General features: G+C 55.8%; 13 protein-coding genes. 5 read left to right on the top strand and 8 right to left on the bottom strand.

Going from position 1 to position 14,201, the window contains the following annotated elements; genetic code table 11:
- Positions 1–132 precede the first annotated feature (132 nt).
- A complete protein-coding gene (locus tag FHI25_RS17970; RefSeq protein ID WP_210520142.1) occupies positions 133–1,797 on the bottom strand; it encodes a GMC family oxidoreductase N-terminal domain-containing protein in 1,665 nt (554 codons plus the stop codon).
- Positions 1,798–2,012: 215 nt separating this feature from the next.
- On the opposite strand from FHI25_RS17970, the gene FHI25_RS17965 reads away from it, so the two are divergent.
- Positions 2,013–2,924: a LysR family transcriptional regulator gene (locus FHI25_RS17965; RefSeq protein WP_210520136.1), complete on the top strand. Its 912-nt coding sequence runs from the start codon at positions 2,013–2,015 to the stop codon at positions 2,922–2,924.
- Between the two features lie 18 nt (positions 2,925–2,942).
- On the opposite strand, the gene FHI25_RS17960 is transcribed toward FHI25_RS17965, so the two are convergent.
- The 6 genes from FHI25_RS17960 to FHI25_RS17935 all read right to left on the bottom strand — a co-directional run bounded on the left by FHI25_RS17960 (position 2,943) and on the right by FHI25_RS17935 (position 8,805).
- Positions 2,943–3,791, bottom strand: coding sequence for a carbohydrate ABC transporter permease (locus tag FHI25_RS17960; protein ID WP_210520134.1), 849 nt, complete (start codon positions 3,789–3,791; stop codon positions 2,943–2,945).
- Positions 3,788–4,681 (bottom strand): sugar ABC transporter permease, encoded by an 894-nt coding sequence (locus tag FHI25_RS17955; RefSeq protein WP_210520132.1) that lies wholly within the window; start codon positions 4,679–4,681, stop codon positions 3,788–3,790. The genes FHI25_RS17960 and FHI25_RS17955 overlap by 4 nt, the downstream gene beginning before the upstream one ends.
- Before the next feature lie 97 nt (positions 4,682–4,778).
- Positions 4,779–6,044, bottom strand: coding sequence for an ABC transporter substrate-binding protein (locus tag FHI25_RS17950; RefSeq protein WP_210520130.1), 1,266 nt, complete (start codon positions 6,042–6,044; stop codon positions 4,779–4,781).
- A gap of 16 nt (positions 6,045–6,060) precedes the next feature.
- A complete protein-coding gene (locus FHI25_RS17945) occupies positions 6,061–7,185 on the bottom strand; it encodes an ABC transporter ATP-binding protein (RefSeq protein ID WP_210520129.1) in 1,125 nt (374 codons plus the stop codon).
- Entirely contained in the window at positions 7,182–7,967 is a 786-nt protein-coding gene (locus FHI25_RS17940) for a DeoR/GlpR family DNA-binding transcription regulator (protein ID WP_210520127.1), read from the bottom strand. Before FHI25_RS17940 ends, FHI25_RS17945 begins: the two co-directional genes overlap by 4 nt.
- A 253-nt stretch (positions 7,968–8,220) precedes the next feature.
- Complete coding sequence (locus FHI25_RS17935) at positions 8,221–8,805, bottom strand: TIGR00730 family Rossman fold protein (RefSeq protein WP_008890311.1); 585 nt, start codon at positions 8,803–8,805, stop codon at positions 8,221–8,223.
- 339 nt (positions 8,806–9,144) lie between these two features.
- Here FHI25_RS17935 and FHI25_RS17930 point away from each other — a divergent pair, with 339 nt between their 5' ends.
- The 4 genes from FHI25_RS17930 to pssA all read left to right on the top strand — a co-directional run bounded on the left by FHI25_RS17930 (position 9,145) and on the right by pssA (position 13,203).
- Positions 9,145–10,122, top strand: a complete 978-nt coding sequence (locus FHI25_RS17930; protein ID WP_210520125.1) for a hypothetical protein — start codon at positions 9,145–9,147, stop codon at positions 10,120–10,122.
- A 219-nt stretch (positions 10,123–10,341) separates the two neighbouring features.
- Complete coding sequence (locus FHI25_RS17925; protein WP_210520123.1) at positions 10,342–11,466, top strand: Ig-like domain-containing protein; 1,125 nt, start codon at positions 10,342–10,344, stop codon at positions 11,464–11,466.
- 148 nt (positions 11,467–11,614) lie between these two features.
- Positions 11,615–12,343, top strand: a complete 729-nt coding sequence (locus tag FHI25_RS17920; protein ID WP_349238034.1) for a phosphatidylserine decarboxylase — start codon at positions 11,615–11,617, stop codon at positions 12,341–12,343.
- Positions 12,343–13,203: a CDP-diacylglycerol--serine O-phosphatidyltransferase gene (pssA, locus tag FHI25_RS17915; RefSeq protein ID WP_063087647.1), complete on the top strand. Its 861-nt coding sequence runs from the start codon at positions 12,343–12,345 to the stop codon at positions 13,201–13,203. The genes FHI25_RS17920 and pssA overlap by 1 nt, the downstream gene beginning before the upstream one ends.
- Before the next feature lie 44 nt (positions 13,204–13,247).
- Here pssA and FHI25_RS17910 read toward each other — a convergent pair whose 3' ends face one another.
- Positions 13,248–14,084: a TIGR02285 family protein gene (locus FHI25_RS17910; protein WP_349238033.1), complete on the bottom strand. Its 837-nt coding sequence runs from the start codon at positions 14,082–14,084 to the stop codon at positions 13,248–13,250.
- Positions 14,085–14,201: the final 117 nt, after the last annotated feature.

Below are 14,201 nucleotides of genomic sequence, written 5' to 3'. Positions count from 1 at the left end.
TATGATCTTCTGCCATGTTGCACCAAACACGAAAAAAGCGCGACAGGAATTTCGGTATCAATATCTGAATTTATTTCATGAAAACAAAAGTCTGGTTCTCAGTTGTTTGGAAAGGCCGCGCGCAGATCGCACTTACTGGTCAGAAAGGATCCATCCAGCGGCCTTTTCGGCAATCATCAGGGTCGGTGAATTGGTGTTGCCGCTGGTGATTTCGGGCATCACGGACGCATCGACAACGCGAAGCCCAGCAACGCCCTTAAGGCGCAGATGCGGGTCGAGCACGGCTGATGTGTCATCCTTGCGGCCCATCTTGACGGTCCCGACCGGGTGGAAAATGGTCGTGGCGATGTCGCCTGCTAGTTTGGCGAGTTCTTCGTCGCTTCGATATTGCACGCCCGGTTTGAATTCGTCGGGCTGGTATTTTGCCATGGCCGGTTGCGACATGATGTCGCGGACCTGTCGCAGGCTGTCGGCGGCGACTTTGCGGTCTTCGTCGGTATCAAGGTAGTTGGGCGCAATTTGCGGCGCGTCGCGAAAATCAGCAGACTTGATCTGAATACTGCCGCGGCTGGTCGGGTTCAGGTTACAGACCGACACCGTGACGGCAGGAAAGTCATGAAGATCACCGCCAAAGGCCTCAAGGCTCAGCGGCTGGACGTGATATTCAAGATTTGAATATTGCCGCGATGGATCCGACCGTGTGAAGGCGCCCAGTTGGCTGGGGGCCATGCTCATCGGGCCGGAGCGGCTGAGTAAATATTGCAGGCCGATTTGCGCCTTGCCGATCAGGCTGTTGGCAAGGGTGTTGAGCGTGCGCGCCCCATGCACCTTATAGATCGCGCGAATTTGCAGATGGTCTTGCAGGTTCTGTCCGACACCGGGCGCATCAAGCACGACGTCAATGTCATGTTGCTTAAGCAGTGCTGCCGGACCAATGCCAGACAGCTGCAGGATTTGCGGCGTGTTTACAGCCCCGGCAGACAGGACGACTTCCTTGTTGGCTGTAACGCCAAGTGACGTTCCCGCCTTGTTGACAATTGCGCCATTACATACCGTTTGGCCGTCGGTGTTGGTCGCAAAGGTCAGTTTTTCGACCTGTGCCTCGGTCCAGACTGTCAGGTTCGGGCGCGACTTGATCGGGCGGATAAAGGCCTTTGACGTGTTCCAGCGCCAGCCGGACCGTTGGTTGACTTCGAAATAGCCGATGCCGGTATTGTCGCCGTCGTTGAAATCATCGGTCGGCTCGATCCCGGTTTGACCGGCAGCCTCGATGAAGCTGTCAAGAATGTCCCAGCGAAGCCGTTGTTTTTCAATGCGCCATTCGCCGCCATGACCATGCGTCTCGGAAAACGGTTTGCCGCTTTGTGTTGCCGGGGTGTTGCCGTCATCAAGCTTGTAGTGATCTTCATGGCGCTTGAAATCGGCCAGGGAATGCTGCCAATCCCAGGCTTCTTCGCCGGTGATCCTGGCCCAGTTGTCATAGTCACGGGCCTGACCGCGCATATAGATCATACCGTTGATCGACGAACAGCCACCCAGCGCCTTGCCACGCGGATAGCGCAAGACGCGGCCGTTCAGGCCCTTGTCTGGCTCGGTCTGATACATCCAGTCGGTGCGCGGATTGCCAATGCAATACAGATAGCCAACCGGAATGTGGATCCATGCATAGTTATCTGCCTTGCCGGCCTCAAGCAGCAGTACCTTGTTCTTGGCATCAGCACTCAGCCGATTGGCAAGCAGACTGCCGGCGGAACCGGCTCCGATGATCACATAGTCGAAGTTTTCTGTGGTTGTCATCGTTGTGACGCGCCTTCCCTGTTGGTTCTATCGGTTTGGTCGTCGGCCCAAAGGGGGCACGCAACCAAAGGCCTGCAAAGGCAATTCCGATGGCCGCTTGTTCTTTTGATCTGCAAGCGGTCTTCATTTGGTGCGAACACCGAATGTGTATTAAGCGGGCAAGCGTCGCATAAATCTAATGACAAAATCCGAATAGCAATATTAGTGTTATTTATATGACTCGTTTTTCGAACATCAACATGTTGCTGGCTTTTGTCACCGTCGCGCGCGAAGGAAGCGTTTCGCGTGCCGCATCGGTGCTGAACCTGACGCAACCGGCGATCAGTCACCAGATCAAGCGTCTTGGTGAGGAAACCGGCATTTCGCTTTTCAAGCGGACCTCAACCGGCCTGCAAATCACTCCCGACGGGCAGGCGATGCTCAAGAAGGCCGAGCTTGTGCTCGATGCGATGGACGAGTTTCGACGCAGTGCGCGCAAACGTGCCGGGCGTGTGGGTGGGAAGCTTCGGATCGGAACCATCGTTGATCCGGAATTTATCCGTCTTGGCCGGATGCTAAGCCAGATGCGCATTGATTACCCCGATATCGAAACCGAACTGGTGCATGGCGTCAGTGGCGAGATGCTGACAAAGGTCTGTCGCAATCAGATCGATGCCGGGTTTTATCTGAGCGGGCCGGATGTCGATGGTGATATTGCCGCCATCTCGTCCGAAGAAATCCACGCGATCAAACTTGCCGATTTTAATTATCGGGTGATCGCCCCTGTCGGTTGGGAAAAAGAAGTCGCAAACGCCGACTGGAAAACACTGGCAAAGCTCCCTTGGATCGGCACGACGGACGCATCTGTGCATTCCAGGTTGCTTAAGCGGATTTTTGATCAGTATGACTGCACGCAAAATTGCGTCGCGCGCGTTGATCAGGAAGCCTCGATGCTGGAAATGGTCCGATCCGGCGTGGGGTTAAGCTTATGTCGTGATTCCATCGCACTGCATGAAAAGCAGACCTTCGGCCTTGCCGTGTGCAACACCGTTTCCATTCCGGCCTGCCTGAGCCTGATCACAACAGAACGGCGCAAGGAACTGCCGATGATATCGGCCTTGTTCGAGGTGCTCGAAACAACCTGGTGAATTCCGGATTGCCGGTTTCTATCGAATGCCTGCGCGCAGAAACGCCTGAATGAATTGCCGCTGGAAGATCAGAAACGCCATCAAAAGCGGGGCAATGGTCATGATGGTTGCGGCACTGATCACCGAGATATCCACCCCGGTTTCCGGCGCGCCAAACAGCGACAAACCGACTGTGAGTGGCCTGGTTTCCGGTGAGTTGGTCACGATCAACGGCCACAGGAAGTTGTTCCAGTGGGTGGCGATGGATACCAGCGCATAGGCCATATAGACCGGCTTGGCGGCAGGCACATAAACCTTCCAGAGAACGCCCATCCAACTGCATCCTTCAATCCGCGCGGCTTCTTCAAGCTCGACCGGTACGGACTTGAAGGCTTGCCGCAAAAGGAAAATGCCAAATGCACTGGCCATGTAAGGCAAGCCGATGCCGAGCGCCGTGTCAAACAGACCAAGCTTGGAAACGATGGCGTAGTTTTCGACAATCAGGACTTCCGGCAGAATGAAAAGCTGCAAGAGAACGAGGATAAATACCGTATCGCGGCCTTTGAATTCAAAACGGGCAAAGGCAAACCCGGCAAGGGTACAAAGCACCAACTGACCTGCAAGGATCAGGGTAACGAGGATCACGGTATTGGCAAAATACCCACTCCACGGCACCGCCCCCCAGACATAGGTGAAGTTCTCAAACGTCAGTGGGTTGGAAAAATCCAGTCCAAGGGCCGTGCCCGATGGCTGTAGTGCTGCCCAGGCGGCAAATAGCAGCGGTGAAATCCAGACGATTGCCAGAACCCAAGCACCAAGCGCATCGAGCAGCTTGTCAAAATCGGGCAGGGCAACTTTGGTGTTTGCAATGAGGGTGTCTGTTTTCATCGGTAGTGGGTCCGTTTTTCAACCAATCGGAACTGCGCGACGGCAACAAGGCCAAGGGCCAGCAAAACAAGGATGGTCATCGCAGCCGCATGTGGGCTGTCGAAATAGGCAAACGCCATTTCCCATATCCAATAGAGGATCAGTTTGGACGCATTGTTTGGCCCGCCCTTGGTCAGGATGAACAGATGGTCGATCAGCTTGACCGAATTGATCATTGCATTGACGAAGACAAAGATCGTGGTCGGCATCAAAAGCGGCAACAACACGCGGCGTGTATAGGTCCAGCGACCAGCCCCCTCGATCCGGGCGGCTTCGCGCAGATCCGGCGGGATGGTCTGAAGGGCGGCGAGATAAAAGATCATGAAGAACCCGGCTTCCTTCCAGATTGTCACGATGATCACGGATGCCAGTGCGGTTTCCGGCTGGCCCAGCCAGTTGGTTGGCGATGCGCCAAAGAAACCGGTGATCTGGTCAATCACCCCAAGATCGGGGGTATAGAAAAACAGCCACAAATTGGCCGCTGCAATCATCGGCAAAATGGTCGGCGTGAAATAGGCGCTGCGCACAAAGGATCGTGCCGGGATATGGGCATTGGCCCAAAGCGCCATGACGAGTGCAAAGATGATCGAAACCGGGATCGTCACCCCGGCATAAATCAGGTTATTGGTCGCAACCGTCCAAAAGGTCGGATCAGCAAACAGATCGCCATAATTTTCAAACCCGGCAAACACCGACGGGCGGCGTGATGTGCCGCGGCTAAACAGGCTGTGCCAAAAGGTCGCAATGGCCGGATAAAAGGCAAACAGGCTCATCAGCGCCAAGGCCGGTGCGGACAGCATCCAGCCATAAACCGCAAGCCTGCGTTTTTGAAGTCGGGCCATTTCGTTCATGGTCGGCACGTCCTGCGAAGAAATCAATTAATCAAAGTCATCGAACAAAGGTGCCGAAGCGGGGAATATCCCGCTTCGGCATGCAGATCGGGCGTTCTTAGTGGAAGGCCCGCAGAAGACGTTCTGCTTCGGACTGGGCATCGCCAAGGGCTTCTTCCGGGGTTTTCTCACCGGTCAGGGCCGCCTGAATGGCGTTGTTCAGACCTTCGCGGACACGTGCGGTGTCATAGGTGGAAAACTCGGCAACCGAAACTTCAAGCTGATCACGTGCGACCAGTGCCGGCGGGAAGTCGGCAACATAGGCCTTAAGCACGTCGGTTTCGTAGGCATCCGGGGTGACACCAACATAACCGGTTGCAATCGACCATTCTGCCGCACGTTCAGGTGCGGTCATGTATTTGATCAGCGCCAGTGATGCTTCTTTCTGTTCATCGGTTGAGTCCTTGAACAGATAGAAGTTGCCACCACCCGTGGGCGAGCCCGGCTGCTTGTGTTTCGGCAGCATGGCAACGCCAAAGTCAAACTGTGCTTCGCGCTTGACCGCCGACAGGTTGCCGGTCGAATGCCACATCATGGCCGTCTGGCCCTGAACGAAGGCCTGACGCAGGGTTCCCCATTCAATGGTGCCTTCCGGCATGATTTTTTCTTCGGTCGCAAGACCGCGCCAGAATTCAAGCGCCTCGACAACCGCCGGATCGTTGAAATAGGTCTCGGTGCCATCGGCACTCATCAGTTCCTTGCCGTTCTGGATGGCAAAGCACTGGAACATCCAGTACGGATAACCGGTCGAAGGCACCATCAGGCCCCATTTGCCGTCTTTCGAAAGCGCCTTGCCGGTCGATACCAGTTCTTCCCAGGTCTGGGGTGGCATTTCCGGATCAAGACCGGCTTCGCGGAACATGTCCTTGTTGTAGTACATGACAATCGTCGAACGCTGGAACGGGATGCCCCAGGTTTTGCCATCGACTTCACCATTGGCCATCAGTGCCGGGTAGAATGACTTCAGCCATTCCTTGTCTTCGGCGGTTTTGACGACATCATCAAACGGAACAATCAGGTCCTGTTCGATCAGGTCGTAAACGTCGATCGAAAACATCACTGAAAGCTGTGCCGGATCGCCGCTTTTGATTGCCGAAACCGCGCGCAGGCGGGTGTCGTCATAGTTGCCGGCATAGATGGCGTTGACTTTGACATCCGGGTTTTCGGCTTCAAATCCTTCGATCATGCCGTCAATCACGCTGGTCAGCGGGCCGCCAACAGCGACGGGATAATACATGGTCAGTTCAGTGGCGGCAAAGGCCGGGCTCGCCGCCGTTGCCATCAGTCCGGCTGCAAATGCAGCACTGGTTACGATGTTACGCATGAACAAAAGTTCCCTGTTAAAGTGTCGAAGTTGCAGTGTCAGGTTGAGAGGTGATCTTGGTGTCTTGCGCTGGTGTGGACGGTACCGTCGGTGTCAGACGATGACCGTGTTCGCCGTCAAACCAGTGGGCCGCAGCGCCAGCCCAACTGAGCGAGACTTCTGTCCCGGGCGAAATTTCAACGCGACCGGGCAGGCGGGCAGTCGCCCCATCCGTTCCCGGGATCGCAACAAATACAAATGTCTCGGCTCCCAAAAACTCGCTGCCGGTAACGGTCGCCGGGATGCCCCATGGATGGTCGTTCTGCCCGGTCGACAGGATCAGGTCTTCGGGACGGATGCCAAAGGTCAGGTTGTTGGCATCAAGGCCGTCCGGGATGACAGAGGCTGGCAGGGCATTGGCCGGGATCAGCGTCATCGGTGGACTTCCGACAAAGCCCGCGGCAAAGGCGGTGGCGGGTTTCAGGTAAAGGTCTGCCGGGTTGCCAACCTGCTCGATCCGGCCATCCTTCATCAGTATGACGATGTCGGCCATGCTCATGGCCTCGGTCTGATCATGGGTGACATAAACCACCGTGATGCCAAGGCGTTGTTGCAGGTCGCGGATATCCTTGCGCACGGCATGGCGCAGCTTGGCATCGAGGTTTGAAAGCGGCTCGTCCATCAGGCACAGCGGATGACCGGCAACAATCGCGCGTGCCAGTGCAACCCGTTGGCGTTGCCCCCCCGAAAGCTGGGCGGGTTTGCGGTCCTCGTACCCTTCAAGACCGGTGACACGCAGGGCATCTTCAAGGCGGGTCTTGATTTCGTCCTTTTGGGTTTTGCGGACCTTGAGGCCAAAGATAATGTTTTCGGCAACACTCAGATGCGGGAACAGGGCATAGGACTGAAACACCATCGACAGGCCGCGCTTGGAAGGCGGCGCACTTGTGACATCCTTGCCATCAATCGCAATGGTTCCCTGATCGGCGGTTTCAAGCCCGGCAATCAGACGCAGGGTCGTCGACTTGCCACAGCCCGATGGCCCCAGCAGAACCACAAAGCTTCCGCGCGGAATGTCGAGTGACAGGTCATGCACGCCATTGCCGCCGTTAAACACGCGCGACACAGAATTGATGCGAATAAAGGGGGGCTGGTTGGTCATTCGTAACTTTCGCTTTTGGCAATTTGCAGACGCGCGCGAACGTCCTGACGGTCAAACAACGGGTCAAAAACGCCGCCCGGCAAGCCATCAACCACGATAAGGTCGGGGTTGGTCAGATGGCCGCCCTTGGCCGGGGCCGGACGGCCGAATTTGGATTGATCGGCAACAAGGATGGAATTGCGGCAATTGGCGGCAATCGCCTGACGGAGCGATACTTCGCGATGGTCGAAATCGGTAAGCGTCCCGTCCGGTTCAACGCCGCCGACGCCAAACAGGCCGTAATCGACCTTGTATTTGTTAAACATCAGTTCCGCCTCGGGACTGATGACGTCGCGATCGGGCAGGCGCAGCGTGCCGCCGGGAATGACAATCCGGTTGCCGGTATTGTTGCCCAGCGCCATGGCGGCATTCATGTTGTTGGTAATCACGGTCAGATGGCGATGATCGACCAGATTAAGCGCGACCAGTTCAAGCGTGCTGCCAATCCCGATCAGGATCGATGCCCCGTCAGGGATCAGGCTTGCGACATGCAGCGATATGGCATGCTTGGCGGCGATATTGGTGACCTGCCGGCTGTCATAGGACAGGTTCATGCCCGGTTCGCCTGCATATTCAACCCCGCCATGGCGACGGCGCACCAGATTGGCGTCGCTAAGCATATTGACGTCGCGCCGCACGGTTTGCGGGGTAACGTCAAAATGTTCTGCCAGCTTGTCGATAGAGACAAAGCTGTCACGGCGCAGGATGTCGATGATGTCGCGCTGTCGCGTAGAAATATTCATTTGATCGTTCAATTTGTTGTTTTGAACATTGAAGCGATCATACGCGGCTTCGTTGTCACTAAGATTTCAGAAGCGTGACATTCATATGAATATTCAGACGGTTACGAACCGCGCGGAAATTATGGTGTTTTAGGGCGATGATCAAATGAACGTTGTCCCCGGATCATCGGTGATGAGATGTGGCTGTAACAAAAACGCCGCCCGATTTGGATCGGACGGCGTCAGTGTTCTTGGACGAAAAAGTGTCTTGGAATCAGAACAGCTTTTCGCGCGGGTCAAAGCGCGGCGCTGGTTCGGCGGCAAGCTGTTCAAAGATTTCATCGAGCGTGTTGGCCACGGTATACAGGTTCTTGTGGCTGGGGCGGGCAAAGCCTTCGTCGATGATGGCGTCAATCATGTCAAAGCACTTGTCCCAATAACCAAGCGCATTAAGGAACACCATCGGCTTGTCATGAATGCCAAGCTGGCGAAGCGTCATGGCCTCGAACGCCTCATCGAGGCTGCCAAGCCCACCCGCAAGGGTGACAAACGCGTCCGAGCGACGGAACATCTCGACCTTGCGTTCATGCATCGATTTGCAAACGATCAGTTCGGAAAGACCGGTATGGCCGACTTCGATATCGTCAAGATGGGCCGGGATGATGCCCACGACCGATCCGCCATTTTGCATAACGCCATCTGCCACAGCGCCCATAAGGCCGATCCGGCCGCCGCCATAAATCAGCGTGATGCCGCGTTCGGCCATCATTTTGCCAAAGGCGATGGCATTTTCCATGTGTTGCGGATTCTTGCCATCCGAGGCACCGCAAAAAACACAGATTGATTTTACTTTTGTCATGGCGACCTGCCTTGTGTTTCTTGTTTCGCAGGTAGCGGGGCCACGCATTTCTAAACGAAACCCCGTACGGAAGGGGACCTTAACCGATCCGGTCGCATCTGTGGCAGTAATTTCCGCATAGCAGCATCTGAATTTTATCGATCGTGCCCTGGTTTGTTCGCCTTTGGCCGTAATCTTGCCAATTGGCTATGGCATTGACGGCCAAGCCGCCGAAGGCCGCAGATCGCGCGATTTTTGTCGCAGGGTTAACAAGTTCTGAACCTGATTGTGGGATGGGTAATTCTCACAGCAGGAAACTGCGTTAAGCATATTCATAAGAAGAAGGCAGGACCGCCCAACGTGTTTGTCGATAGTCCATTCATTCTCGCCATTGTGATATCGGGCATTATCTCCGCCGTTCTGATGCTGGCCTTGTGGCTGGGGTTGGAACGTTCCATCGCGCGTCGCCTTGTTCTGGGCGCGATCATTCCGGCGGTTGCCGTGGCCGTGCCAGCAGCCATCGGACTGCCTGAAACCGCACGCGGTGGCGTGGGCGCAGCACTTTTGATGTTGGTGCTTGGCGGTGTCTGTGGCGCGATCATGGATATTTCGCGACTATCGGAACGCATATCGCTGGGCGTTGCCGGGCTGACCCTGCTTTTGGGCGGCTGGTTGGTGCTGGCGGCACCAATCCGGGGGCTGTCATACCATCCCGGCGCGATTCAGATTTTTGCATGGCTGGCATTTTTGATTGTCGGCGGCTGTTTCCTGTGGGTGACGCGCCCGGATTTCACCGAGGACGACAATGACGGGGCAAAGCCCGCCAAAGGCAGGAAAGCCAAAAGCACCAAATCAAAATCCGGCAAGTCGACGACGGATGCCAAAAGCGACGTGGAAACAATCGCGAAACCCGGCCCGATTGCGGTTTTAATGACCCTGGCCCTGGGGCAGGGGATCATTGTTCATCTGTTTGGCCTTGCCGATCATGTTGTGTTTCAGGCCGCACTGACGGTGGCACTGTTTGTCGCGCTGGTTTCTGAAAAGGCGGCCCCGCAATACCGTGTGGCGGTGTGGCTTGGCGTTGTTGGTGCGCTGATGTCGGGGGCTGCAAGTGCGATGATCATGGTGCCCGCATCCTGCCTTGCCTTTGCGGTGTTGCTTTTGGTGGTTTCAGCGCGTCAGGCCTCAGCCAGGCTGACGGCGCATCTGCCCACCGATAACCCGGCACAGGCCGCACTTTTGGGTGTGATGATCCGGGTGGGTGTTCTGGCCCTGCCGTTGATCATGGCCGCCCTTGTGGCCTATGTCGGGGCGGAGATGGCGGCCAGAAGCCTTTGACCTCAAGGGTGTTTGCTGCGCGCGGTATTACTCTCTTCATCTTTGCCTAACGGTTGCGATGTATCGTTTGTAGGTTACGTTATGGAAACTGCACGTACAAAGTAGTACAAGTTTCTAATTAACGTGCTCGCACGGGTTGTTTGAGGGGAATATGGCAAGCAATCTCAGTGTCTTGAGCATAAGAGTTATAAACATAAACATCGTTCAAGGATATTTCCGGTGAAGCGACCCTATATCCTCGTCATTGTCGGCGTTGTACTGATCATTGCAGCGATTGCGCTGAATTACATGCTGACCAAGAGTGCGGATGAAGAAACCGCACCGGCAGTAACACAGGCGCCTGCGGTTACCACCGAGACGACGCCAAATGAACCGGCGTCTGAACCGGCCACTGACGCACCTGCGATCACCAATCCAAGCTTTGATGTCGTGCGCATCGGCCCGGACGGAAATGCCGTCATTGCAGGCCGCGCCGAACCCAACAGCACTGTTCGCATCCGCGAAGGTGAAGAAGTGATTGGCGAAGCCACGGCTGACGAACGCGGTGAATGGGTCGTCCTGCCAAACAAACCGTTGGCCAGTGGCGATCGGGAATTGTCGCTTGAAGCCGAAGACGCCACCGGGAATGTTTCCAAGGCAGATGACAAGGTTGTTGTCCTGATCCCAGAGGAAAAGGCACCGGCAGCCACCAGTGAACAAAGCGGTGAAACCGGCGAGACAACAGGAACCACCGGGGCCACCGACAGCGAACCGGCAAGCGAAAAGCAGCCTGTGATCGCGCTTAAGGTGCCATCTGATGGTGACGGTGCCGTTACCGTAATGCAGGGACCTGCACCCGAAGCCGCAGCGAAACAGCAAGAAGGCTCCGATACGCAAGATGCGACCCTTCCGCGTCTGTCGATTGATGTTGTCGACTACGATACCGAGGGCCGCGTTGCAATGTCGGGCAAGGCCGACCTTAATCACACAATTCGGGTTTACCTTGATAACAACCATGTTGGCACTGCGCCGGCCGATGAAAACGGCAACTGGGCACTGACAATCGGGCAGCCGATCGAGCCGGGTAATTACACGCTGCGCGCTGATCAGCTTGACAGTTCCGGTAAGGTGACCGCACGCGTTGAAATTCCGTTCGAACGTGCACGGCCAGACCAAATTCTTGAGCCGGGTTCACGTTATGTCGTTCAGCCGGGCAACAGCCTGTGGCGGATTGCGCGCAGTACTTATGGCGAAGGCCTGAAATACTGGGTGATCTATCATCAGAATCGCAACCAGATCCGCGATCCTGATCTGATTTATCCGGGGCAGATTTTCGCACTGCCGAACGAAGAAAATCAGCAATAAGCATCACTTTTCTTTGCGAGGGGCAAAGCACATGGTAAGTGTGTTTTGCCCCTTTTAAGTTTGGGGCCAAACAGTTGAACGCGGGTTGCGTTGCCCATTGTCATCACTAGATGGTAGGAAAGCGCCCGCACGGTACCATACGTACCAAATTGTTACGCCCAACCATGGCAACCAGGGAATAAAGACTTTGAAATCCGTTCTTGTGCCGATCAATCCCGAAGGCTGGAAATTCGTTGCGATCTTTGCGGCGATCACTGTGGGCTTGTTCCTGATTGCGGAACCGCTGGGCTGGATCGGGGTGATCCTGACACTTTGGTGCGCGTACTTCTTCCGCGACCCGGATCGCATTACACCGACCGATGAAAATCTGGTGATTTCCCCGGCAGATGGCCGTGTTTGCATGATTTCGCAGGCACCGCTGCCCAAGGAACTCGAACTTGACGACAAAACCCCGCGCACGCGTGTCTCGATCTTCATGAATGTGTTCAACGTTCATGTGAACCGCTGCCCGGTCAATGGCGAGATCGTTGGCGAGGCCTATGTGCCCGGCAAGTTCGTCAATGCCGAACTCGACAAGGCATCGGAAAACAATGAACGCCAGATCCTGCTGGTCCGTGACAAGGAAGGCCGCGAGTTTGGGGTTGTCCAGATCGCCGGTCTTGTTGCACGCCGCATCCTGTGTGATGTCGGCACCGGGTCGCAGCTTAAGGCGGGTGAGCGTTTCGGTCTGATCCGCTTTGGCTCACGCGTTGACGTTTACCTGCCCGAAGGCGTGTCACCGAACGTGATTGTCGGTCAAACCACGATTGCCGGTGAAACTGTTCTTGCCGATGTTTCGGCCAAGGGCAAGGAAGCCGCGGTCGGGGAGATCCGCTAATGGCAGGCGGCATCGATCCCATTCGTCGTCCCCGTCGCTTCAAGGCGCTGTCGCTGACACGGCTGGTGCCCAATGTGGCAACGATAATGGGCATGTGTGCCGGTCTGACTTCGATCCGCTTTGCGATGCAGGATCGCTGGGAGGCCGCCGTTGCCGCCATTCTGATTGCCGGGATCATTGACGGTCTTGATGGCCGTCTTGCCCGGATGCTGAACGCATCCAGTCGCTTTGGCGGTGAACTCGACAGCCTGTCGGACTTTGTCTGCTTTGGCGTCGCACCGGCGATGATGCTGTATTTCTGGTCGCTGCATGAATTTGGCGGTATTGGCTGGGCGTTGTCGCTGCTGTTTGCCGTTTGCATGATGCTGCGCCTGGCGCGCTTCAATACCCAGATGCTGGGCGAACCGGAATTGCCGACATGGGCCTATCGGTTCTTTACCGGGGTTCCGGCCCCGGCCGCCGCCGCCCTTGCGATGTGGCCGATTGTCCTGACCTTCCAGTTTGGCGAAGGCATCTTTGACAGCCCGTATATAGTCGCACCCTATGGCGTGATTATTGCCGGTCTGATGGTGTCGCGTTTGCCGACCTTTAGCTTCAAGAAGGTCAAGGTGCCGCGTGCCTGGGTACTGCCATTGATGTTGGCATTCGGGGCGTCGGTGGCGTTTCTGGTGTCCTCGCCGTGGCTGACACTTTCGGTGATTGCCGGGGTCTATTTCATTACCTTCCCGCTGTCCTATCGTTCCTATCGCCGTATGGGCGTCGAGAACCAGCAAGAACAGGATAAAGCGGACGAGGAAGATGATGATGGCGAACCCGATGATGATCCCGACGAGGGATTGAACCGCGTCCATCAGAACTGATCAAAAGATCAAAACAAAAGCCGGCATCTTTGCCGGCTTTTTTGTTATTGCGCCGATGACGGGCGGTATTCCAGACGGGTTTCGAAATGCTCGGCATGGATATATTGATCGCGTGCGGCATAGAACCATTCCCGGTCACTCGCACCAAGCCAGTCGGCATAATAGTCCGTCCAGGGCATGGTCGGATGTGCATCGACAATGGCATTGATGGCTTCAATGGCCTTTTTGCCAGCCGGTGTTTTTGCACAGCCAATGGTGGCCTCAAGCAAGGTGGTATTTCCGGCAATCGGCAGGGCCTTTATCGCAAGGTCGGGCGTTTGGGACCGACGGTAATATTCCGCCTCGGACGGGAAATAGAGTGTCCAGTCAATCCGTTTGAGATCAAGCATCCGCACGAACTTGGTATCTTCGGCGACCTCCATGATGCGGTCTGTATTGCGATACCGGTTTAACTGTCCGTCAACCTGCGTCCCGTAAGCGCGCCCAATTCGAACCGCGGTTGCAAGTTCCTCGTCTTTGAGGAGGTCCTCGATCCTGATGTGGCCTTCGTCATTGAGATAGGGCGCAAAACGGGCTTCATCCTCGGCGCGGATAACGATCGAGATTGGCAAATGCAGCAGAATGGTTTTGGCAAACGTAATATAGGTGCGACGTTCCGGCGTCGGGATCAGTGTCATTGAGCAGCGCAATTCACCATCGCCACTTTTCATTTCCGCCAGAAGCCGGGCCAAGGGCACATGCATAATGCGGTGCTGATACTGTGAAAGCCTGGCTGCGAACCAGTTCTGGGTATCGGCGGCATAGCCGCTGAGTTCGCCGTAATCTTTGATGAATGCCGGGGCAAAGGACGGGACTGCCCAGATCAGGGATTGGTCGGGCACGGCATTTTCCGCCGCCGCACCATGGGGGGCAAACGCACCTAGCGTGCAGACAAGTCCAAATACTTGTGATCGCGCTTTATGCCAAACAGCCCATACCATACAGATCCTTTGTTTCCG

Origin of the sequence: Thalassospira sp. ER-Se-21-Dark, assembly GCF_017922435.1 — a bacterium.
Lineage (GTDB): Bacteria > Pseudomonadota > Alphaproteobacteria > Rhodospirillales > Thalassospiraceae > Thalassospira.
Note: the sequence above shows the minus strand (reverse complement) of the source record. Positions and strands in the feature narration are given on the sequence as shown.

Excerpts from the sequence above, each read along its gene's own strand:
- FHI25_RS17955 (WP_210520132.1), bottom strand. The coding sequence starts at position 4,681 with ATGAACGAAATGGCCCGACTTCAAAAACGCAGGCTTGCGGTTTATGGC.
- pssA (WP_063087647.1), top strand. The coding sequence starts at position 12,343 with ATGGCAGGCGGCATCGATCCCATTCGTCGTCCCCGTCGCTTCAAGGCG.
- FHI25_RS17950 (WP_210520130.1), bottom strand. The coding sequence starts at position 6,044 with ATGCGTAACATCGTAACCAGTGCTGCATTTGCAGCCGGACTGATGGCA.
- FHI25_RS17940 (WP_210520127.1), bottom strand. The coding sequence starts at position 7,967 with ATGAATATTTCTACGCGACAGCGCGACATCATCGACATCCTGCGCCGT.
- FHI25_RS17965 (WP_210520136.1), top strand. The coding sequence starts at position 2,013 with ATGACTCGTTTTTCGAACATCAACATGTTGCTGGCTTTTGTCACCGTC.
- FHI25_RS17945 (WP_210520129.1), bottom strand. The coding sequence starts at position 7,185 with ATGACCAACCAGCCCCCCTTTATTCGCATCAATTCTGTGTCGCGCGTG.
- FHI25_RS17970 (WP_210520142.1), bottom strand. The coding sequence starts at position 1,797 with ATGACAACCACAGAAAACTTCGACTATGTGATCATCGGAGCCGGTTCC.
- FHI25_RS17960 (WP_210520134.1), bottom strand. The coding sequence starts at position 3,791 with ATGAAAACAGACACCCTCATTGCAAACACCAAAGTTGCCCTGCCCGAT.
- FHI25_RS17935 (WP_008890311.1), bottom strand. The coding sequence starts at position 8,805 with ATGACAAAAGTAAAATCAATCTGTGTTTTTTGCGGTGCCTCGGATGGC.